This is a genomic window from Peribacillus frigoritolerans (assembly GCF_004358755.1).
Classification (GTDB): Bacteria; Bacillota; Bacilli; order Bacillales; family Bacillaceae; genus Bacillus_P.
In genome coordinates, this window is sequence record NZ_SMZY01000001.1 from 226,341 (window position 1) to 246,799 (window position 20,459).

The following is a 20,459-nucleotide window of genomic DNA, read 5'->3' on the forward strand; positions in this document are numbered from 1 at the left end:
TATAAAATCGATGAAGGAACGAGTACGTTTCAGACCATCTGACAAGAGAGGAATTTCCAAGGCTGAGAGGAATTTCGGGATGAAGGGAAACAGAAGGCTATTCCAGAGTGCAGGCAAACCCTGCCGTCTTAACCCCGTTACGGTTAAATGAAGCTGATGGACAGTAAGTCCATAATCAGGGTGGTACCGCGAGCAATCTCTCGTCCCTGTGAAAATCTCTATGATTTTCACAGAGACGGGAGTTTTTTATTTTGTAAGAGGCTTTTTTATTCCGAGAAAGGTGTATGCCAGAGCTTTCTTCAGGAAAACAGCCGCAATACGAGGAGGAAAAAAGATGAAAACACTAACTTCAGCACAAGTTCGTCAAATGTTTTTAGATTTCTTCAAGGAAAAAGGCCATGCAGTTGAACCAAGCGCTTCTTTGGTTCCTCATGAAGATCCGTCTCTGCTTTGGATCAACAGCGGAGTAGCAACGCTTAAAAAATATTTCGACGGCCGCGTTATTCCGGCAAATCCAAGAATTTGCAATGCACAAAAATCAATCCGTACAAATGATATTGAAAATGTCGGCAAAACAGCCCGTCACCATACATTTTTTGAAATGCTTGGAAACTTTTCAATCGGTGATTATTTTAAAGTAGAAGCGATCGAGTGGGCATGGGAATTCTTAACGAGTGAAGATTGGATCGGCTTTGATCCGGAAAAACTGTCCGTTACAATTCACCCTGAAGATGATGAAGCTTTCTTAATCTGGAAAGATAAAATTGGAGTGCCTGAAGAGCGGATTATCCGTCTGGAAGGGAACTTCTGGGATATCGGCGAAGGACCAAGCGGACCGAATACAGAAATTTTCTATGACCGCGGCGAGGTTTATGGAAATGATCCGAAAGATCCTGAGCTATACCCGGGCGGAGAGAATGAGCGCTACCTGGAAGTCTGGAACCTTGTATTCTCAGAGTTCAATCATAATTCAGACGGTACATATACACCTCTGCCAAAGAAAAACATTGATACAGGAATGGGCCTTGAGCGAATGGTATCTGTTATTCAGGATGTTCCAACCAACTTCGATACAGATTTGTTTATGCCGATCATCGAATCAACTGAAACAATTTCCGGCGAAAAATACGGAACTGACCAAGAAAAGGATGAAGCCTTCAAGGTTGTAGCCGATCATATCCGAACAGTGACATTTGCTGTTGGAGACGGCGCCCTTCCATCAAACGAAGGACGCGGATATGTACTTCGCCGTCTTTTGCGCAGAGCAGTAAGATATGCAAAAAAACTTAATATTAACCGGCCGTTTATGTATGAGCTTGTCACGGTTGTAGGAGAAATTATGGTTGACTTCTACCCAGAAGTAAAAGCCAAAACGGAGTTTATTCAAAAAGTTATAAAAAATGAAGAAGAACGCTTCCACGAAACATTAAATGACGGTTTGTCCATCTTGGCTGAAGTTGTAAAAACGCAAAAAGCAAAAGGAAGCAGCATCATTCCTGGAACGGACGTTTTCCGTCTGTATGATACATACGGATTCCCTGTTGAACTGACAGAAGAGTATGCACAGGAAGAACAAATGGAAATTGATCATGATGGCTTCAAAAAAGAAATGGAAGGCCAGCGCGAACGTGCACGTGCTGCAAGACAGGATGTTGATTCTATGCAGGTGCAGGGAGGAGTGCTTGGCGAAATTACAGCCGAAAGCACATTCGTCGGTTACTCTCAGCTGACGGCAAAAGCTTCAGTGTCCGTTCTTCTGAAAGACGGCGAGCTGACAGACGAGGCACATGCAGGAGATGAAGTGCAGCTTATACTAAATGAAACGCCATTTTACGCTGAGAGCGGCGGTCAAATTGCAGATGAAGGCATCATTGAAAATGATGCAGTCAAACTTCAAGTAAAGCATGTACAAAAGGCTCCAAATGGGCAAAATCTGCACACTGCAGCCGTGATCAGCGGCACAGTGAAAACAAATGATGAAGTAACTGCAGCTGTTAACGAAACAACTAGGAGTGCAGTCATTAAAAACCATACTGCGACACATCTTTTGCATCAGGCACTTAAAGATGTGCTTGGCGGACATGTCAACCAGGCAGGATCTCTCGTAACATCTGAAAGACTTCGATTCGACTTTTCACATTTTGGGCAAGTTCAGCCTGAAGAGCTTGAACAGATTGAGCAAATTGTAAACGAACAAATCTGGAAAAGCATCGGCGTCAATATTGAGCTAAAACCAATTGCTGAAGCGAAGGAAATGGGAGCTATGGCTCTTTTCGGCGAAAAATACGGAGATATTGTCAGAGTCGTTCAAGTAGGAGATTACAGTCTTGAATTGTGCGGAGGCTGCCATGTTGACAACACTTCTTCTATCGGGCTGTTTAAAATTGTTGCCGAAACAGGAATAGGTGCGGGTACACGAAGAATCGAAGCAGTTACCGGTCAAGCCGCTTATCAGCTGATAAAAGACCAGCTTTCCATTCTTGCTGACGTCTCATCGAAGCTGAAATCAAATCCTAAAGATGCAGCAGGACGTGTAGATGCTCTTCTTGGTGAAGTTCGTTCTCTCCAAAGAGAAAATGAATCATTAACAGCTAAATTGGGTAATGTAGAAGCTGGAAGCTTACTAGGAAGCGCTTTTCAAATTGATGGTGTTACACTGCTTTCAAGCAAAGTAAATGCTAAAGACATGAACAGCCTGAGAACAATGGTTGATGAATTAAAGCAAAAATTAGGTTCCGCCATTGTCATCCTTGGAGCAGCTCATGACGGAAAAGTAAGCCTGGCAGCAGGAATTACAAGTGATTTAGTCGAAAAAGGTTACCACTCAGGGAAATTGATTAAAGAGGTAGCTGTAAGATGCGGAGGCAGCGGAGGCGGCCGTCCGGATATGGCACAGGCTGGAGGCAAGGATCCTGAAAAACTTGAAGAAGCTTTGAAATATGCATTAGAATGGGTAAAAACCATCTAGAGTCAGCATCTATGAACCTTTTGCTTTCTGGAGGAATTTCTTTAAAGATTTTCACCAGAAAGTGAAATCCGTTTTATAATTTCGATAGTTAGTGTAGAATGGTAGTATGAACGGACAAGCAGATTCCACAGGTGAATCTGGGAAAGAGGTGCGAGTGATGAGTTCCTTTGATAAAACGATGAAGTTTAACTTTTCTGAGGAAGCAGTTGAAACAAATGTGAATGAAGTCCTGTTCACTGTATACGATGCTTTGAAAGAAAAAGGCTATAATCCGATTAACCAAATCGTTGGATACCTGCTCTCTGGAGATCCTGCATATATCCCCCGTCATCGCGATGCAAGAAATTTAATCCGCAAGCTTGAACGGGATGAACTCATTGAGGAATTGGTTAAATCGTACTTACACCATCATAGAGAGGATTAATATGCGAATTATTGGTTTGGATTTTGGCTCCAAAACTCTTGGAGTTGCTGTCAGCGATGAATTTGGCTGGACAGCACAAGGGCTTGAGACGATTAAAATTGATGAAGAGGGCGGCAACTTTGGGCTCGAGCGTCTCGCACAAATTGTGGACGCACATCAAGCAGAAAAAATCGTTCTCGGATTCCCAAAGAATATGAATGGAACGGTTGGACCAAGAGGAGAAGCAAGCCAGACGTTTGCTTTGAAGCTTGAGAAAAAATTTGGAGTCCCTGTTATACTCTGGGATGAGAGATTGTCAACTATGGCAGCTGAACGAGTACTGATTTCAGCAGATGTCAGCAGAAAGAAAAGAAAAAAAGTAATTGATAAAATGGCTGCAGTGATGATTTTGCAAGGATATTTAGATAGCCTGAATTAAAACTGACAGCAAACTATAGATGAGGTGACTGCAATGGAACACGGAGAAAAACAAATTACAGTAGTAGACGAAAATGGAAATGAACAGCTTTGTGAAATTCTTTTCACATTTGCTTCTGAAGAATTCGGAAAATCATATGTGCTTTATTACCCGCTTGGCGAACAGGATGATGAAGAAGAAATTGAAATTCATGCATCAAGCTTTGAGCCGACAGCTGACGGTGTAGACGGAGAACTTGCGCCGATTGAAACAGAAGAAGAGTGGGATCTTGTTGAAGAGATGCTGAATACATTCCTTGATAATGAAGAAGAGGAAGAAAAGTAAGAAGAAACCGTCTTAGGACGGTTTTTTTTTTGCGGTAAAAAAGAAAAATATCTTCAGAGGAGATAATAGTTCTATGGCAGGATTGTCAAACATGGACCGATAATGATAAATTTTCATTCTTTAAGCGGCCTTTCCTTAAAATTATGCTGGATTTTGGCGAAAAAACAGTGATTATGTAGTATAATCATTTTGATGAAAGGGGGATACATCCGATAATGTCAGATGCTGATTCGAACAAACATTCAATCCAAAATAAACTCCTTGAAAAACAGCAGGAAGCTAAAGTCATCCGAAAAATCGTCCTGGTGATTTTTGTTGTTTTAGTCATTTTGATGACAGGATTAATCGGTGGCGGCTATTTATATATAAAGTCTGCGCTGCAGCCTGTAGATGAAAAGGACAAAAATGCAATTAATGTAAACATTCCAATAGGATCATCCGTTTCCACAATTGCGGCCATTTTAGAAGAAAAAAAGATCATTAAGGATCAAAGAGTATTCAAATACTATGTGAAATTTAAAAATGAGTCAGGATTTCAGGCGGGAGACTACAAATTAACACCTTCGATGGAAATCGAAGATATTGTAGCCAGTCTTAAATCCGGAAAAGTGATTACGGATGTCGTATTTCAAATTCCAGTTCCCGAAGGAATTCAACTAAGGGACATTGCTAAATCAATTGCCAAGCAATCAGGGTTTACCGAAAAAGAAGTCTTAGACAGGATGAATAATAAAGAGTTCATAACTGCGATGCAAAAGAAATATCCGGAAACCTTAACAAAGGATATCTATGGCAAGAATATTAAATATCCTCTAGAAGGCTATTTTTATCCTGCTACTTATCCTTTTTATGAGAAAAAGCCTTCTCTTGATTTTATTTTAGAAGAGATGATTAAAAAGACACATACTGTTGTCATTCCTTACCTTCCGCAGATTGAAGAAAAGAAAATATCCGTCCATCAATTTATTACAATGGCATCTTTGATTGAAGAAGAAGCCACAAAATCAGTTGACCGGAATAAAATATCAAGTGTATTCTACAACCGGATAGAAAAGCAAATGCCGCTTCAGACAGATCCTACTGTGCTGTATGCACTTGGAGAGCATAAGGACAGAGTTTATTACAAAGACCTAAAGGTGGAATCACCGTATAATACGTATAAGGTGAAGGGACTGCCTCCAGGCCCGATTGCAAATCCTGGAAATCAATCCATGAAAGCGGCACTGGAGCCTGAAAAAACAGATTTTCTCTATTTCCTGGCTACAAAAAAAGGGGAAGTCATTTTCTCCAAAACACTTGAAGAGCACAATAAAGCTAAAGCAGAGCATATTACCAATAAATAAGAACAGAAGGGAACGTGAAAATATTCGCATTCCCTTTTCTGTTGTGGTAAAATATATCGAGTTGTGTAGAGAAAGATAAACAAAATGACAAATAATGACAAGAGTTCTCTGAAAGAACTCTTATTTTCATGATTTAAGATACACTTTAACGGTGATCAAAGCACCGTTTGAAGGAGAAAATAATGGAAAACGACACGATTTTATCATATATAGAAAGCCTTCTTCCTGATCAAGATGAAGCAGTCACACAGATGGAGCAATATGCGATTGATCACGCCGTTCCCATTATGGAAAAGACAGGGATAGAAGTTCTGATTAGTCTGCTTGTGCTCAAACAGCCGAAAAAAATATTAGAAATCGGCACCGCAATCGGCTATTCTGCGATTCGAATGTGTAAAGCTCTGCCGGAAACAGAAATTGTAACGGCTGAGAGAAATGCTGAGCGATTTAAACAAGCAGCCATAAATATTGAAGCGAATGCATTGGCTGACCGAATTACGGTTCTGCATGGTGACGCGTTGGAGCTTAAGGAACAAATAGAAGAAAAAGGTCCTTACGACGTGATTTTTATTGATGCAGCTAAGGGTCAGTATATGCGATTCTTTGAAATGTACGAACCAATGCTTTCAAAGAACGGCTGCATTATTACAGACAACGTCCTATTCAAAGGTTTAGTTGCATCTGAAGAAGAAGATATGTCCTTTCATCGCAGACGGCGCGCGCTTCTTAGAAAAATACGGACATACAATGAGTGGCTGATGTCAAATAAAGCCTATCACACAGCGATTTTCCCTGTTGGTGATGGAATGGCTGTAAGTATAAAACGAGGTGAAAAAGATGAATAAACCAGAATTAATTGTTACACCTGCAAAAGTGGAAGATATTCTTCCCCTGGCGGAAGCAGGCGCTACTGCGGTCGTTATCGGAGAACAGCGTTATGGGCTTCGTCTTGCAGGTGAATTTAATCGCGATCAAATGAAAGAAGCGACAGTTCTTGCTCATTCAAAAAACGTAAAAGTATACGCTGCAATGAATGCCATTTTTCATAATGAGAAAATCGAAGAATTGTATGACTATCTTCGCTTCTTAAGTGAGATAAAAGTGGATGCGGTCGTCTTTGGAGATCCGGCTGTTTTAATGGCTGCCAGAGAAGCAGCTCCTGATATGAAGCTTCATTGGAATACAGAAACGACAGCAACCAACTGGTATACGTGCAATTACTGGGGAAGAAAAGGCGCGAAACGCGCTGTTTTGGCACGTGAATTAAGCATGGAATCAATCATTGAAACAAAAGAAAATGCAGAAGTGGAAATTGAAGTGCAGGTTCATGGGATGACATGCATGTTTCAGTCAAAACGCACCCTGATAGGCAACTACTATGAATACCAGGGAAAAGCCATGAAAATTGAGAGCATCCAGGATGAAAAAACGATGTTCCTCCATGACAAAGAGCGCAGCAATAAGTACCCGATTTATGAGGATGCAAATGGCACCCACATTATGAGTCCTAACGATATGTGCATTATTGATGAACTAGCAGATATGATTGATGCCGGTATTGACTCATTTAAAATCGATGGTGTCCTGCAGACATCTGAGTATTTAATTGAGGTTACAAAGAAATACCGCCAAGCCATTGATTTATGCGCAGAAGACCGTGAACAATATGAAGATGTAAAAGATCAGCTTCTTGCAGACATAGAAGAAATTCAGCCTGAGAACCGGCCTTTAGATACAGGATTTTTCTTTAAGGAAACAGTGTACTAAAAAATAAAATGAAGGAGGAAATAGTATGTTGACTGTTAAAGATAACATCTCACAAATCATAGACGGCAAACGTGTGATTACGAAAAAACCTGAGCTGCTTGCTCCGGCCGGAAATTTAGAAAAGCTTAAAATTGCCGTGCATTATGGGGCTGACGCTGTTTTTATCGGCGGAAAAGAATTTGGCCTGCGATCAAATGCAGACAACTTTTCACAAGAAGAAATGGCCGAAGGTGTTCAATTTGCAAACAAGTATGGTGCAAGAATTTATGTAACGACAAATATCTTTGCACATAATGAAAACATGGACGGTCTTGAAGAATATTTAATGGGTCTGCAGGATGCAGGAGTCGCCGGCATCATTGTAGCTGATCCGATGATTATTGAGACATGCCGCAAAGTAGCGCCAAAGCTTGAGGTGCATCTGAGCACACAGCAATCTCTCTCAAACTGGAAAGCTGTCCAGTTCTGGAAAGAGGAAGGTCTTGAGCGCGTGGTGCTTGCCCGCGAAACGAGCGCTGAAGAAATTAAAGAAATGAAAGAAAAAGTGGATATCGAAATTGAAACGTTTATCCATGGGGCAATGTGCATAGCATATTCCGGCCGCTGTGTACTGAGCAACCATATGACTGCAAGGGATTCAAACCGCGGAGGATGCTGTCAGTCATGCCGCTGGGATTATGATCTCTATAAACTTGCTGATAATGGTGAAGAAGCACTGTTTGGCGCGGATGATGCAGCATTTGCAATGAGTCCCAAAGATTTAAACTTAATTCAATCTATTCCAAAAATGATCGAGCTTGGAATTGACAGCCTGAAAATTGAAGGACGCATGAAATCCATTCACTACGTAGCAACAGTTGTCAGCGTTTATCGCAAGGTAATTGATGCATACTGTGCGGATCCTGAGAACTTCGTGATTCAAAAAGAATGGCTTGATGAGCTTGATAAATGTGCTAACCGTGACACAGCGCCTGCATTTTTTGAAGGAGTTCCAGGCACAGAGGAGCAAATGTTCGGAGTTCATGGAAAGAAAACGACATTTGACTTTGTTGGACTTGTCCTTGATTACAATGAGGAAACAGGCATGGTTACCCTCCAGCAGCGCAACTACTTTAAGCCGGGGGATGAAGTTGAATTCTTCGGACCTGAACTTGCAAACTTTACACAAACGATTGATGCGTTATGGGACGAAGACGGCAATGAGCTCGATGCTGCCCGTCATCCTCTGCAAATTGTGAAGTTTAAAGCAGATCAAAAAGTCTTCCCAAATAACATGATGCGAAAGGGGAAGTGATTATGGGGAAAAAGCCCATTGTTATTGGAGTTGCAGGAGGCTCCGGCTCAGGTAAAACAAGTGTTACAAAATCAATTTACGAGCATTTCAGAGGTCATTCCATCCTGATGCTTGAACAGGATTTTTATTATAAGGATCAAAGTCATCTTCCATACGAAGAGAGACTGAATACGAATTATGATCATCCGCTTGCTTTTGATAACACGCTATTAATTGAGCACATTAAACAGCTTCTGAACTATGAAGCAATTGAGAAGCCGGTTTATGATTACAAGCTTCATACCCGTTCGGAAGATGTTCTTTTAGTAGAACCTAAAGATGTGATCATTCTTGAAGGCATCTTAATTTTAGAAGACGAGAGACTCCGCAACCTGATGGATATGAAACTGTATGTCGATACAGATGCCGACATCCGCATTATCAGAAGAATGCTGCGCGATATCAAAGAACGCGGAAGAACCATTGATTCTGTGATTGAGCAGTACGTTTCTGTTGTAAGGCCGATGCACAATCAATTCATTGAGCCTACTAAACGTTATGCGGATATCATCATACCAGAAGGCGGTCAAAATCATGTCGCGATTGACCTTATGGTTACAAAAATTCAAACAATTCTTGAACTAAATGCAATTTTGTAATAACATAGCATAGATAAAGAGTACTGTGACCATATTATGTATAGGCTGTTAAAGTTTCTCAGGGTTCATCATTGACTGAGTAAAAATTCTCATTTAAAGTAAACTTGAGCATTCTGTGCTCTATGAGGAAAGCAAGCCGCTGGCTTGCTTTTAAGCTACATTCAAGGCTATTTCCTCACAAGATCACCTGAAAAGTTCAGCATATGCATATTGCCGTGTGAGGGCTGAAGCTTTCAGCCCTCCCCATTATCACAGTGCATTTTACATACCATATTTTTTTAGGGGACAGTTATACTAGAAGGAGTGAGATCATGGCACAAGAAAAAGTATTTCCTATGACAACTGAAGGTAAAGAAAAGCTTGAACAGGAATTGGAATATTTAAAATCCGTTAAGCGCAAAGAAGTAGTCGAAAGAATCAAGATTGCCCGCAGCTTCGGGGATCTTTCAGAGAACTCTGAGTATGATTCAGCTAAAGAAGAGCAGGCTTTTGTTGAAGGCCGAGTGACTACGCTTGAGAACATGATCCGCAATGCGAAGATCATCGTAGAAGACGCCGATACAAATGTTGTAACACTTGGCAAAACAATCTCATTTGTTGAACTTCCAAATGGAGATGAAGAAACATATACAATCGTAGGAAGCGCTGAAGCAGATCCTTTCGAAGGCAAAATTTCAAATGATTCTCCGATCGCAAAAAGCCTGATGGGCCGTCAAGTTGGAGATGAAGTGAATGTGCAGACTCCAGGCGGAGAAATGCATGTGAAAATTACAAACGTTAAATAATATAGGTTTAATAAAAAAACACCTCGTCGACACTAGTCTAAAGACGAGGTGTTTTTCTATGAAAACAAAAAAAAGAATGAAAATAATTGCGATAGGCATATTTTTATCGATGCTTGCGTTGATTTTGAGACTTGCAGATATCCAGATGATTCACACGGAATCATTTACAGACAGGAACATCAATTTGATTGAGGAAAGCGTCAGTCAGCGGACACAAGAAGTCATGATTGATGATGGAAGGGGACGCTTTGTAGACAGAAATGGAACTCCTCTTGGACACGATCAGGAGGCTAAGCTTGTATTATTTCCTTTTCTGAAGAAGATTGACTGGCCAATCAGCAAACTCTCAGAGATTGTCAATGTGCCGCCATTTAAATTGGAGAAATTATTAGAAAAAGCGGATAAACCGCTGCTCCTTGGATCAAATGATGGATTCGAGCTGTCTGATTCTGCAATAAATAAAATCAATGACTTGGAGATTCCAGGAGTATTTGCTATTTATCAGCAAACAAAAAAGAAAGGTCAGGCAGCTGATCATTTCATCGGAATTACAGGTGAAAATGCTGAAGTGCTAAGAGAAAAATATCCCGAAAAGAAAAATTTATCGTCCAAGACTCAGATCGGGATTACAGGTCTCGAAAAGGCATTTGATGAATTTCTTCTTCCCGACGCCGAAACGAAACTTCTTTACCACGTTGATGGAGACGGAAATCCGCTGTTTGGCATTAATGTTAAATACATTGCTGATGCCAATCCTTTTTATCCCGTAAGCGTTAAGACAACCATTGACAGCACTATGCAGGATTTGGCGAACGACGTGGTGAACCGGTATCAGGTGAAAAAAGGAGGTATAGTGCTGCTGGATGTGGAAACAAGCGAAGTACTAGCGATGGTCAGCAAACCTGAAATGAACCGTTCAGAGCATGAAACCTATGCGAATCTGATGCTGACTCCAATTGCACCCGGTTCAGTGTTTAAAACAGTCATTGCTGCAGCAGGGATCGAAAACGGAATAGATAAGAACAGAAAATATAATTGCAGTCTGAATATGTACGGCAAACCTGATAAAGAGCACGATAAAGGCATCTTGAATTTAGAAAGAAGCTTTGCGGAAAGCTGCAACTATACATTTACTGCAATAGCAGGCGAGTTAATGGATAAGGATCCTGACACAATTGAGGAATACGCAGAAAAATTGGGATTAACCGAACAAGCTGGCTGGAGCGGACCTGTGTATCATTATGAAGATTTTAAGCAATTTCCTGAAGAGAAAACACCGCACATATGGGGAGATAAGACGGATAAATCTGCTGAACGGGCAATTGCTCAAACAGCTATTGGACAAAAAAATGTACGGGTCACACCGCTTTCAGTAGCAAATATGATGGCGGCAATCGCCCGTGGCGGCGAAAAAAAACAAGTGAAAATTGCAGATAGTATATTATATAAAAATGGAACTACCATGTTTAAGTTTTCCGATTCAGAACCGGAAAGCGACAATATATCACCTTATACAGCCGCAAAGCTTCAGCACCTGCTTCGTTTAGTCGTAACGGATCAGGAAGGAACCGGCAGAAGGTTTCAAAGTTTGCCTTTTGAGGTATCAGGTAAATCAGGGACTGCAGAAACAGGAAAAGGTACAGTACATAAATGGTTTGCAGGCTTTTTTCCTTCTCATCAGCCTAAATATGCCATGGTTGTGGTAGAGCTTGATACACAGAGTGCACAATCTTCTGCGAATAGTATTTTTTATGACATGGCAAATGAATTAGCCCGGCTAGAAAATGCTTCTACTAGATAGAAATTCATTCTAATGATAGAATGAAACAGAATGTTAGAGGGATAAAGGAGTGTAATGCACTTGAGCAAACTAAGTAAAGGATCACGTTTTGAAAATCGTGATAAGCGCCGAAAAGCAAATGTTGTCCTGAACATTTTAATTGGCATTGTGGTCATTCTCATTCTCGTTATTGGATCACAGCTGATGCTTGGCGGAAATGACAGTGAACAGGCTTCAAAAGGCACGAAAGAAGAAACGGGATCAAATCAAATCGAAAACGAAAAAAATAAAGAAGAAAAAGATAAAGAACAAACGGCAAAAGAAGATGCTGAGTCTGAGCAAGACAGCAGTGAAGAAGCGGATGCTGCTGAAGAAGATGAAAATGCAAAAGAAGAGCCTGAAGAATCAGAAGCCGGGGAAGAAGTGGTCACAGAAGGAGATCCAAATTCCAATGTTGACCAGATTATAGAAAATCCGGGCTGGAAGCCAGTAGGCACTTCTCAATCTGAGCCGCATGCTGCTCAGTATGACAAGAATTCACAGGACTGGGCTGAAATGATACAGGCGATGAGCTATGCAACCGGCTTAAGCGAATCAGATATGACAATCTGGTTTATAGGCAACAATGGAAGCCCTAACGATGCTAAAGGAACCATTTCATCAAAGGACAAAACACAGAACTACAAAGTAGAAATTACCTGGGTTGAAAATGAGGGCTGGAAGCCTGTTAAGGTGGAAAAATTAAAGCAAACAGAAACAAGATAATGCAAAAAGATGAGACCCGATTTTGTCCGGGCCTCATCTTTTTTTATTAAGAAAAGATAAAATTCTGCGCTTTTCTTAAGTAATATCTACTTAGCCTTAAAATGTACAGCAGCACTATAAAACCTTCTGCCTTCCTCTGTTACATGCATTTGATGCGATACAGAATGAAGCTCCAGTAAAATAGCTTTATTAACCTCGATTTGCTCATTAATTTTTCTTTCCAAATCTTTGATTTTTTCTGCTTCAAAAAACTCCACTTTATCTTTAATGAAATCCAATTTAAACATTATTAGTCAGTCCTCCATTCTCATGCACTGTTATTTTACCAAAAGGATGTTTTTACAACGAGTGTTATTTTTGGTTTTAGACTCATTTGTGTCTATTAGGAAGGCTGCGTGCTCTTTTCTAATAGCTCTTTTCGTAAACTTTGTTGCTTTTAGACTAGATGTTTAAAACCATAAGTGGATTGTGGCGGATAAACTTGACTCCTGCGGGAAAATAGAGGGAAATGGGAGATCCCGCAGGCAAAGCCGGACCGCGGAAAGCAAGTTCCTGCAGCATTAAGGAACGGACAACATTTATCAACAAAAACAACAATCTATGCGAAAATAGTCTTTCTCATAAAATAGATTGAACATATCCCTTGCATAACAAACAAACGAAGAAAATTTTTCAAGAATAAGTCTGTTGATATGATCGATGGAAAGTCTTTTCATTGCCTAATTGAATTGGATTATGGTAAATTAAGAACAGTTCATTTTTTAATTCATAGTATACAGATAGGAATTATTAATTTTAAAACATCTTATGGAGAGTGGCATAAATGGGGAGAGAATTTATAGAGTTATTTGAGGATTGGGCACATTCGTATGATTCAACTGTCGGTGGACATGATGAAGAATACAAAGAAGTTTTTGCAGGCTATGAGCACATTCTTAAGGCTGTCACTCAGCTGTCTGGGAAAACGGTTCTTGAATTTGGTGTCGGCACCGGGAATTTAACGAATGAGCTTTTAAATAAAGGGAAAAAAGTATATGGGATTGAACCTTCGAAAACAATGCGTGAAAAGGCTGCAGAAAAGCTTGGCAGCGCGGTTCAAATCAGCGACGGAGATTTTCTGACATTTCCAGTTCCTGAAGAACAAATTGAAACAATTGTAAGTACGTATGCTTTTCATCATCTGACAGATGATGAAAAAGAGAAAGCTGTCCGAATCTATGGCGGTATTCTTAAAAAAGGTGGTAAAATAGTGTTTGCTGACACTGTTTTTACCGATCAGAAAGCGTATCAGACCATGATCGAAAAATCAAAAAAGCAGCATTTCTTAAACCTGGCAAATGACCTTGAAACAGAGTATTACACCATACATTCTGTCATGCGCCGTATTTTTGAAAGCAACTCTTTTGAGGTTACCTTCACACAAATGAATGAATTTGTCTGGTTAATGGAAGCAGTGAAACAATAATTCGCCTTTTGGAAAGGATTTGACTAAATAATGATAGCAGCAATTATCGGAGCAATGGAAGAGGAAGTTTCAATACTAAGAGAACAGCTTGAAAATCCTTCTTCAGAAACAATTGCAGGCAGTGAATTTACAACAGGAACATATAAAGGAATTGAAGTCATTTTATTAAAATCGGGAATCGGAAAAGTAAACGCAGCAGTGAGCACAACGATTCTGCTTGACCGATTTAAGCCTGATTATGTCATTAATACAGGATCAGCAGGCGGTTTCCATCAATCATTGAACGTCGGGGATGTTGTCATTTCATCTGAAGTAAGACACCATGATGTTGATGTTACAGCATTCAATTATGAATACGGGCAGGTGCCGGGAATGCCGCCAGCCTTTTTGCCGGATCCAAAGCTCGTTGAGATCGCAGTAGAACAAGCAGAAGGACAAACAGGCATTCAAGTGGTAAAAGGACTGATTGCGACTGGTGACTCATTTATGAATGACCCGGAACGAGTGGCATACATCCGTACAAAGTTTGACAGCCTTTATGCTGTAGAAATGGAAGCAGCCGCTATTGCTCAGGTATCGCATCAATTTGGTGTCCCTTTTGTCATTATCAGATCGTTGTCTGATATTGCGGGCAAAGAATCGGATGTATCTTTTGAGCAGTATCTAGTTACTGCAGCGAAGAACTCCGCGCAGCTTGTCTTAAGTATTGTGAGTGCGTTAAAAAGCTAATAGACAGGGATTCACATCTTTGATCCCTTTTTTAAATTCTTGGGAGTGAACAAAATGAAAGTTGTAAAGGGCATTGAAGAACTTATTGGGCAAACACCGCTGATGGAGATTACACAATTTGAACTGCCTGCAGGAGTGCGCCTTTTTGCAAAACTTGAATTTTTTAACCCGGGCGGCAGCATTAAAGACCGTCTTGGAGTTGAATTAATAGACGAAGCGATTAAAACCGGCAAAGTAAAAGAGGGCGGAACCATTATTGAGCCAACAGCAGGCAATACCGGAATCGGTCTTGCTCTCGCTGCGATAAGCCGCAAGATCAATGTTGTCGTGTGCGTTCCTGAGAAATTCAGCATGGAAAAGCAGGATATTATGAGAGCCTTGGGTGCAAAAATAGTCAATACACCCACGAGTGAAGGGATAAAAGGAGCTATTAAAAAAGCACAGGAACTGCTGAAAGAGATTCCTGATTCTTATTGTCCGCAGCAATTTGCAAATCCTGCAAACCCTCTTACCTATTACAAAACGCTCGGACCGGAGCTTTGGGAGCAGCTGGATGGACGCATCGGTGTTTTTGTGGCCGGAGCGGGGACTGGCGGCACATTCATGGGCACTGCTCAATATTTAAAAGAAAAGAATGCAAAGATCAAGACAGTCATCGTTGAGCCTGAGGGCTCCATCTTAAATGGCGGTGAATCAGGACCGCATAAAACAGAAGGCATCGGCATGGAATTCCTGCCGGGTTATATGGACGAGTCATATTTTAATAGTGTTCATACCGTTTTAGATAAAGACGCATTTGACCGTGTGAAAGAACTTGCTTTAAAAGAAGGTCTGCTTGTCGGAAGCTCAGCGGGAGCAGCGCTTCATGCAGCACTGTCAGAAGCGGAAAATGCTGAACCGGGAACGAATATCGTCACCATCTTCGCTGACAGCAGTGAACGTTATTTAAGTAAAAAAATCTATGAGGGAGGAATTTAGAATGAAGCGCAAAACAAAGATGATTCACGGAGGTATTGTCGGTGATCCTCATACAGGAGCCGTATCGACGCCAATCTATCAAGTCAGCACATATAAACAAGATGGAGTCGGCAACCATAAAGGATTTGAGTACTCCAGAACAGGCAATCCAACAAGGCACGCATTAGAAGAGCTGATTAAGGACCTTGAAGAAGGACATGCGGGCTTTGCATTTGGTTCAGGCATGGCAGCCATAACAGGAGTTATGATGCTTTTTAACAGCGGAGACCATGTTATTTTAACAGATGATGTTTACGGGGGAACATACCGTGTTATGACAAAAGTGTTAAACCGTCTTGGCATTGATACTACTTTTGTTGATACAAGCGATCTATCAAACATTGAATCAGCGGTTAAAGAAAATACAAGAGCGCTCTTCATTGAAACTCCGACAAATCCGCTGCTTAAAATTACGGACGTAGAAGCTGCTGCTTCTCTTGCTAAAAAACACGGGCTGCTAACGATTGTAGACAATACATTCAGCACTCCGTATTGGCAGACTCCTCTTTTAATGGGAGCAGATATAGTTCTTCATAGTGCGACAAAATACATCGGCGGCCACAGTGATGTTGTAGGCGGGCTTGTAGTTGTTAATTCTGAGGATCTGGCTGAACAGCTTCACTTTGTCCAGAACTCCACTGGAGGAGTCCTTGGGCCTCAAGATTCATGGCTGCTCATTCGCGGAATTAAGACCCTTGCACTGCGCATGGAGGCACATGAAAGAAATACTGCTGCGATTGTTGATTTCCTTGTTCAGCATCCAGCCGTTGAAAAGGTATTTTATCCAGGCCTTGCTGATCATCCAAACCATGATATTGCCAAAAAACAGGCAGCAGGTTTCGGCGGAATGGTTTCATTTGATGTAGGAAGCGAAGAGAAAGCAGAAGAAGTCCTGTCAAAAGTGAAGTATTTTACTTTAGCTGAAAGCTTAGGTGCTGTTGAGAGTTTAATTTCTGTTCCTGCAAAAATGACGCATGCTTCAATTCCTGCAGAACGCCGGATGGAGCTTGGCATCACGGATGGTTTAGTAAGAATCTCTGTAGGGATTGAAGATTCAGAGGATTTGATTGAAGACTTAAAAAATGCTTTAAACTAATTCCTCTTTTGCCGGAATTTACATGCATAAATCACCGCTGGTATATGTTATCGTTTTATTAGAGACACATTCATGGCAGGTGATACTAAGATGAATAAAAAAGATATTAAGCAGCTAATGACAGATTACAAAAGATACGCATTCGTGCTGCTTGCAGTCAGTGTCTTTTTATATCTCGGCATGCTGATACCGGCACAGGGCCTAGAGCCCAGCCCTATAAAAGAATATGTGATGATGGGAACGACTGCTGTCTTCTTGGCAGCATCCTTTTACTGCATGAAACGCTCCATCACATATAAGAAACGATTAGATGAGCAGGAAGACGCTTAAAATAAGTGTTTATAATTTTATATATAAGTAAAAGAACCCATTCCTGCTTTAGGATGGGTTCTTTTACTTAGGACCGAGTACTCTGCTTTCAAGGATAGATAAATAAATTAGTTCTGCTCCCTGCGGTGTCATATGATTGCCTGATGGATCGATGATTCCAGATTTTAATAACGCTTCATCTGAATCCCCTCCGGCAAACTTCACCATATTTGTCCAGTTATCTATTAGTGTGACATCATTTTTAAATGCGACTTCGCGGGTAATATCGTTGTATGAGTTATGCCAGTTTCTGGCTCCGTCTGTATGAGCATAAAGCTTCTTAGGATAGCGGGTGTAATAGAGTTTATCGTTTCCATTTCCTTCTACAATCGGCAAACAGGTCATTAGGACAGGTGTGCCTCCTGCATTTCTTACTTCACGCACATAGTAGAGAAGGTTTTCTTTAAAACGGGCACGGTCTACTTTAGGTTTCCCATTCGGCAATATGACTGCATCATTTGTTCCAAACATAATGAAGACCAAATCAGGATCCATTTTCAGGACATCGCGCTTAAAGCGTTTCCTTGCATCCTCAGTGGTTTCACCGCCAACTCCGGCATTATGGATAAAAGCCTGCCTGTCATTTACAGGTAAAGTGGATTTTATCAAATTCACCCATTTGTCAGTATCCTGATAATTGCGGATGGTCCAGTTTGCACCGCGCGTATTGCTGTCGCCAAATGCAACGATTGTATATCTTTCTGAACGATTTCCGCAGCTCACTAAAATCAAAATCAGCAGAAAAGCGGCAAGAGATAAATACTTTTTCAACAAAGCACCTCCAAATCACTAAAATCCATTATTGATCAAAAATATGGAAGAATCAATAGGGTTTTCAAAAGTGTCACAATGTATGCGTTTTATTCATAAATAAAATCGAGGATTATTCCGTACAATCTTTCTTAGTACAGACACAAACATGCACCCCGATACATACAAATGTTTTATAGGCTAAAGCCTACATTCTGTACGTGGAGGTGGGTCAATGTCAGGGGTTTTAGCAGCGTTAGGGTACTTATTGAAGGAATTAGTCTTCCTAGTATCATATGTCAAAAACAATGCCTTCCCGCAGCCTTTGTCAGCAAATGATGAAAAGAAGTATCTCAGGCTTATGGCAACAGGGGATGAACATGCCCGCAATATGCTGATTGAGCATAATTTGCGGCTTGTAGCACATATCGTCAAGAAGTTTGAAAACACCGGAGAGGACTCGGAGGACCTTATTTCGATCGGAACCATCGGCCTGATAAAAGCAATTGAAAGCTACTCAGAAGGAAAAGGCACAAAACTTGCGACCTATGCAGCCAGGTGTATTGAAAATGAGATTCTCATGCACCTCAGGGCACTGAAGAAAACAAAAAAAGATGTTTCCCTGCATGATCCTATCGGACAGGATAAAGAAGGAAACGAGATAAGCCTGATTGACGTCTTAAAGTCTGAATCGGAAGATGTCATTGATACCATTCAGCTGAATATGGAGCTTGAGAAAGTGAAGGAATTCATTGATATTCTTGATGAACGTGAGAAAGAAGTGATTGTCGGAAGGTTCGGGCTTGATCTGCAAAAGGAGAAAACACAGCGTGAAATTGCGAAGGAGCTTGGAATCTCAAGGAGTTATGTTTCAAGGATTGAAAAAAGGGCCTTAATGAAGATGTTTCATGAATTTTACCGGGCAGAAAAAGAAAAGAAAAACCAGCAGAAGAGCAAAGGATAAAAAAGCGAAGAACCCGTGAGGTTTCTTCGCTTTTTTCTTTTGAAAATGAAAGATGCGGCAGCCGTATGGATGGTTCGCCTATGCAGTATCCTTCTCCACATTGAGGTGCATTCTTAAAACCATTTGAATCATCATTTTAACTCTCTCCTTTCTAATTATGATTGTGTTGAAAAATAGATTAGTTGCCGTTGTACATTTGAAAACATTTGTTCATCATGGCTTCATAAGATTGGTAAACTTGTTCTTCATGCAGCACTTGATCGATTGATTTTTGCTTTCGTTTAATGGTTAAAGTAACAAACAATAAGTGGATGGTCATACTATCACCTCCTTTTTAAATGATTTCCATGAAAAAACGCCACAGGACATACCTGTGGCGTGAAACGTTCATATGAAAATGAGCATAAAAACGCCACAGGCTGATACTACTCAACCTGTGGCGGTATGGACAATACTAAATTAAGATTGTACACCAGTTCGGCCGAATAGAGATATATTTAATTGATTCATTTTTAATTGATTGATCAACATTTGATTCGACCTCCCTTTTCATAAATTCGATTACAATGGTAATTATATCCACAATGGATGATATTGTAAACCCTTTTTTCACAAATTAGGCACATTTTTTTCAAAAAAAGGTAATTGTACATATTAACCACCCGGATGGCCGGCACCTGCCCATACAAAGCAGGCGCGTGACACATATTTTATCAGTACAGTCAGATAAAGGAGGTCTCTCAAATGCGAACGTGTGCACCGTTTTATGGACCGCCTGCTCCATATCCGTACCCATACCCTTATGCACCATACGCCGGCTTTGGCTACTGGTATGCCTTTATTGTAGTTCTGCTCATTCTTCTCCTTGTTCTTGGAGGAGGCTATTACTACAATAATTACTGCAAATAGCCAAAAAAAAACACCTCATTCCATGAGGTGTTTTCTACATTTTTCGTATTTTGAATGATGCGATCATACAGAATGATAAAATCATCAGCAAAAAAATGTAATTATATGCAGGCATAAAATCTTTCCAAAGATAGCTTAAAGTCAGAATACAGCCAGCTGCAGTAATCGGAAGACCGCTAAAGAAACCGCAGTTGTCAGAGATATTAAACCTTGCCAGTCTGAAAGCGCCGCATCCAATGTATAAAACCGTGAAAAATGCGCCAGGAGCACCTAACTCAAAAAGAATTCCTTTATAAAGAAGTAGTGCAGGGGCTACTCCAAATGATATAATATCACTCATTGAATCCAATTGTTTTCCGAGTTCTGATTCAATATTAAACTTCCTGGCAACCATTCCATCGAACCTGTCAGCAAGGGCTGCGAGAAAAATAAGCAATAGACTTAGTTTTAAGACATCATTTATTGTATATAGAATTGCAAAACCGCCCAGGCCGAGATTAACGAGCGTCAGCAGGTTAGCTGTATTTGCTTTTATTTTTTTTACTGTTGCATCTACGTAACTTATTAAAAACATAATTGCACTTCCTTATAATTGCATAAATGACCAAATAGGCCTACTTTCATTCTATGCATGAAAATCAATGTAGTAAAGTA

Annotated in this window: 23 protein-coding genes; 19 read left to right on the plus strand and 4 right to left on the minus strand. The window is 40.6% G+C overall.

The genetic code is table 11. The features are described 5' to 3' along the window. Positions 1–334 precede the first annotated feature (334 nt). The 12 genes from alaS (at position 335) to E2R53_RS01105 (ending at position 12,506) form a co-directional block, all read left to right on the plus strand. The gene (gene alaS, locus E2R53_RS01050) at positions 335–2,968 is read left to right on the plus strand and encodes an alanine--tRNA ligase (RefSeq protein ID WP_133310019.1); all 2,634 of its coding nucleotides are present in this window, start codon (positions 335–337) and stop codon (positions 2,966–2,968) included. Between the two features lie 157 nt (positions 2,969–3,125). After that, entirely contained in the window at positions 3,126–3,392 is a 267-nt protein-coding gene (locus tag E2R53_RS01055; protein ID WP_029279472.1) for an IreB family regulatory phosphoprotein, read from the plus strand. A gap of 1 nt (position 3,393) precedes the next feature. Continuing rightward, a complete protein-coding gene (gene ruvX / locus E2R53_RS01060) occupies positions 3,394–3,810 on the plus strand; it encodes a Holliday junction resolvase RuvX (RefSeq protein WP_070879788.1) in 417 nt (138 codons plus the stop codon). Between the two features lie 33 nt (positions 3,811–3,843). Further along, entirely contained in the window at positions 3,844–4,134 is a 291-nt protein-coding gene (locus E2R53_RS01065) for a DUF1292 domain-containing protein (protein WP_070879789.1), read from the plus strand. A gap of 215 nt (positions 4,135–4,349) precedes the next feature. Further along, positions 4,350–5,477, plus strand: coding sequence for an endolytic transglycosylase MltG (gene mltG / locus E2R53_RS01070; RefSeq protein ID WP_133310020.1), 1,128 nt, complete (start codon positions 4,350–4,352; stop codon positions 5,475–5,477). Positions 5,478–5,659: 182 nt separating this feature from the next. Continuing rightward, complete coding sequence (locus E2R53_RS01075) at positions 5,660–6,322, plus strand: O-methyltransferase (RefSeq protein ID WP_133310021.1); 663 nt, start codon at positions 5,660–5,662, stop codon at positions 6,320–6,322. Continuing rightward, the gene (locus E2R53_RS01080) at positions 6,315–7,244 is read left to right on the plus strand and encodes a peptidase U32 family protein (protein ID WP_133310022.1); all 930 of its coding nucleotides are present in this window, start codon (positions 6,315–6,317) and stop codon (positions 7,242–7,244) included. Before E2R53_RS01075 ends, E2R53_RS01080 begins: the two co-directional genes overlap by 8 nt. Positions 7,245–7,269: 25 nt before the next feature. Continuing rightward, the gene (locus E2R53_RS01085) at positions 7,270–8,538 is read left to right on the plus strand and encodes a peptidase U32 family protein (RefSeq protein ID WP_133310023.1); all 1,269 of its coding nucleotides are present in this window, start codon (positions 7,270–7,272) and stop codon (positions 8,536–8,538) included. A 2-nt stretch (positions 8,539–8,540) separates the two neighbouring features. Beyond that, positions 8,541–9,176 carry a uridine kinase gene (gene udk / locus E2R53_RS01090; RefSeq protein WP_133310024.1) on the plus strand — a complete coding sequence of 212 codons (636 nt, stop codon included), beginning with the start codon at positions 8,541–8,543 and terminating at the stop codon, positions 9,174–9,176. A 311-nt stretch (positions 9,177–9,487) separates the two neighbouring features. Continuing rightward, entirely contained in the window at positions 9,488–9,961 is a 474-nt protein-coding gene (gene greA / locus E2R53_RS01095; RefSeq protein WP_070879795.1) for a transcription elongation factor GreA, read from the plus strand. Positions 9,962–10,019: 58 nt separating this feature from the next. After that, entirely contained in the window at positions 10,020–11,762 is a 1,743-nt protein-coding gene (locus tag E2R53_RS01100; RefSeq protein WP_133310025.1) for a peptidoglycan D,D-transpeptidase FtsI family protein, read from the plus strand. 54 nt (positions 11,763–11,816) lie between these two features. After that, positions 11,817–12,506, plus strand: a complete 690-nt coding sequence (locus E2R53_RS01105; RefSeq protein ID WP_133310026.1) for a YrrS family protein — start codon at positions 11,817–11,819, stop codon at positions 12,504–12,506. Positions 12,507–12,592: 86 nt separating this feature from the next. On the opposite strand, the gene E2R53_RS01110 is transcribed toward E2R53_RS01105, so the two are convergent. Further along, complete coding sequence (locus E2R53_RS01110; protein WP_070874412.1) at positions 12,593–12,793, minus strand: DUF2536 family protein; 201 nt, start codon at positions 12,791–12,793, stop codon at positions 12,593–12,595. Positions 12,794–13,329: 536 nt separating this feature from the next. Between E2R53_RS01110 and E2R53_RS01115 the strand changes: the two genes are divergently transcribed. From E2R53_RS01115 to E2R53_RS01135, 5 genes are all read left to right on the plus strand, one after another. After that, positions 13,330–13,971, plus strand: coding sequence for a class I SAM-dependent methyltransferase (locus tag E2R53_RS01115; RefSeq protein WP_133310028.1), 642 nt, complete (start codon positions 13,330–13,332; stop codon positions 13,969–13,971). 30 nt (positions 13,972–14,001) lie between these two features. Further along, positions 14,002–14,700 (plus strand): 5'-methylthioadenosine/S-adenosylhomocysteine nucleosidase, encoded by a 699-nt coding sequence (mtnN, locus tag E2R53_RS01120; protein ID WP_133310029.1) that lies wholly within the window; start codon positions 14,002–14,004, stop codon positions 14,698–14,700. Positions 14,701–14,754: 54 nt separating this feature from the next. Next, positions 14,755–15,678, plus strand: coding sequence for a PLP-dependent cysteine synthase family protein (locus E2R53_RS01125; protein WP_133310030.1), 924 nt, complete (start codon positions 14,755–14,757; stop codon positions 15,676–15,678). Between the two features lies 1 nt (position 15,679). Continuing rightward, a complete protein-coding gene (locus tag E2R53_RS01130) occupies positions 15,680–16,813 on the plus strand; it encodes a bifunctional cystathionine gamma-lyase/homocysteine desulfhydrase (RefSeq protein ID WP_133310031.1) in 1,134 nt (377 codons plus the stop codon). A 90-nt stretch (positions 16,814–16,903) separates the two neighbouring features. Next, on the plus strand, positions 16,904–17,143 hold the full coding sequence (locus E2R53_RS01135; protein ID WP_133310032.1) for a YrhC family protein: 240 nt from the start codon (positions 16,904–16,906) through the stop codon (positions 17,141–17,143). A 63-nt stretch (positions 17,144–17,206) separates the two neighbouring features. Here E2R53_RS01135 and E2R53_RS01140 read toward each other — a convergent pair whose 3' ends face one another. After that, entirely contained in the window at positions 17,207–17,953 is a 747-nt protein-coding gene (locus tag E2R53_RS01140) for an SGNH/GDSL hydrolase family protein (protein WP_133310033.1), read from the minus strand. Between the two features lie 214 nt (positions 17,954–18,167). Between E2R53_RS01140 and sigK the strand changes: the two genes are divergently transcribed. Then, positions 18,168–18,896, plus strand: coding sequence for an RNA polymerase sporulation sigma factor SigK (sigK, locus tag E2R53_RS01145; protein ID WP_070874405.1), 729 nt, complete (start codon positions 18,168–18,170; stop codon positions 18,894–18,896). Between the two features lie 178 nt (positions 18,897–19,074). Here the strand turns inward: sigK and E2R53_RS01150 are convergent, their stop codons facing one another. Next, positions 19,075–19,215, minus strand: coding sequence for a YrzI family small protein (locus E2R53_RS01150; protein ID WP_133310034.1), 141 nt, complete (start codon positions 19,213–19,215; stop codon positions 19,075–19,077). Positions 19,216–19,640: 425 nt separating this feature from the next. Here E2R53_RS01150 and E2R53_RS23010 point away from each other — a divergent pair, with 425 nt between their 5' ends. Next, positions 19,641–19,805 (plus strand): hypothetical protein, encoded by a 165-nt coding sequence (locus E2R53_RS23010; protein WP_165970849.1) that lies wholly within the window; start codon positions 19,641–19,643, stop codon positions 19,803–19,805. A gap of 34 nt (positions 19,806–19,839) precedes the next feature. Here the strand turns inward: E2R53_RS23010 and pssA are convergent, their stop codons facing one another. Next, a complete protein-coding gene (pssA, locus tag E2R53_RS01155) occupies positions 19,840–20,379 on the minus strand; it encodes a CDP-diacylglycerol--serine O-phosphatidyltransferase (protein WP_133310035.1) in 540 nt (179 codons plus the stop codon). Between the last annotated feature and the right edge of the window lie 80 nt (positions 20,380–20,459).

Coding starts and splice junctions, on each gene's coding strand:
- E2R53_RS01115 (WP_133310028.1), top strand. CDS start 13,330: ATGGGGAGAGAATTTATAGAGTTATTTGAGGATTGGGCACATTCGTAT.
- E2R53_RS01135 (WP_133310032.1), top strand. CDS start 16,904: ATGAATAAAAAAGATATTAAGCAGCTAATGACAGATTACAAAAGATAC.
- E2R53_RS01130 (WP_133310031.1), top strand. CDS start 15,680: ATGAAGCGCAAAACAAAGATGATTCACGGAGGTATTGTCGGTGATCCT.
- E2R53_RS01080 (WP_133310022.1), top strand. CDS start 6,315: ATGAATAAACCAGAATTAATTGTTACACCTGCAAAAGTGGAAGATATT.
- E2R53_RS01105 (WP_133310026.1), top strand. CDS start 11,817: ATGCACTTGAGCAAACTAAGTAAAGGATCACGTTTTGAAAATCGTGAT.
- E2R53_RS01125 (WP_133310030.1), top strand. CDS start 14,755: ATGAAAGTTGTAAAGGGCATTGAAGAACTTATTGGGCAAACACCGCTG.
- mtnN (WP_133310029.1), top strand. CDS start 14,002: ATGATAGCAGCAATTATCGGAGCAATGGAAGAGGAAGTTTCAATACTA.
- alaS (WP_133310019.1), top strand. CDS start 335: ATGAAAACACTAACTTCAGCACAAGTTCGTCAAATGTTTTTAGATTTC.
- E2R53_RS01110 (WP_070874412.1), bottom strand. CDS start 12,793: ATGTTTAAATTGGATTTCATTAAAGATAAAGTGGAGTTTTTTGAAGCA.
- E2R53_RS01075 (WP_133310021.1), top strand. CDS start 5,660: ATGGAAAACGACACGATTTTATCATATATAGAAAGCCTTCTTCCTGAT.
- greA (WP_070879795.1), top strand. CDS start 9,488: ATGGCACAAGAAAAAGTATTTCCTATGACAACTGAAGGTAAAGAAAAG.
- mltG (WP_133310020.1), top strand. CDS start 4,350: ATGTCAGATGCTGATTCGAACAAACATTCAATCCAAAATAAACTCCTT.
- E2R53_RS01065 (WP_070879789.1), top strand. CDS start 3,844: ATGGAACACGGAGAAAAACAAATTACAGTAGTAGACGAAAATGGAAAT.
- E2R53_RS01055 (WP_029279472.1), top strand. CDS start 3,126: ATGAGTTCCTTTGATAAAACGATGAAGTTTAACTTTTCTGAGGAAGCA.
- E2R53_RS01085 (WP_133310023.1), top strand. CDS start 7,270: ATGTTGACTGTTAAAGATAACATCTCACAAATCATAGACGGCAAACGT.
- ruvX (WP_070879788.1), top strand. CDS start 3,394: ATGCGAATTATTGGTTTGGATTTTGGCTCCAAAACTCTTGGAGTTGCT.
- E2R53_RS01100 (WP_133310025.1), top strand. CDS start 10,020: ATGAAAACAAAAAAAAGAATGAAAATAATTGCGATAGGCATATTTTTA.
- pssA (WP_133310035.1), bottom strand. CDS start 20,379: ATGTTTTTAATAAGTTACGTAGATGCAACAGTAAAAAAAATAAAAGCA.
- udk (WP_133310024.1), top strand. CDS start 8,541: ATGGGGAAAAAGCCCATTGTTATTGGAGTTGCAGGAGGCTCCGGCTCA.
- E2R53_RS23010 (WP_165970849.1), top strand. CDS start 19,641: ATGCGAACGTGTGCACCGTTTTATGGACCGCCTGCTCCATATCCGTAC.
- sigK (WP_070874405.1), top strand. CDS start 18,168: ATGTCAGGGGTTTTAGCAGCGTTAGGGTACTTATTGAAGGAATTAGTC.
- E2R53_RS01150 (WP_133310034.1), bottom strand. CDS start 19,215: ATGACCATCCACTTATTGTTTGTTACTTTAACCATTAAACGAAAGCAA.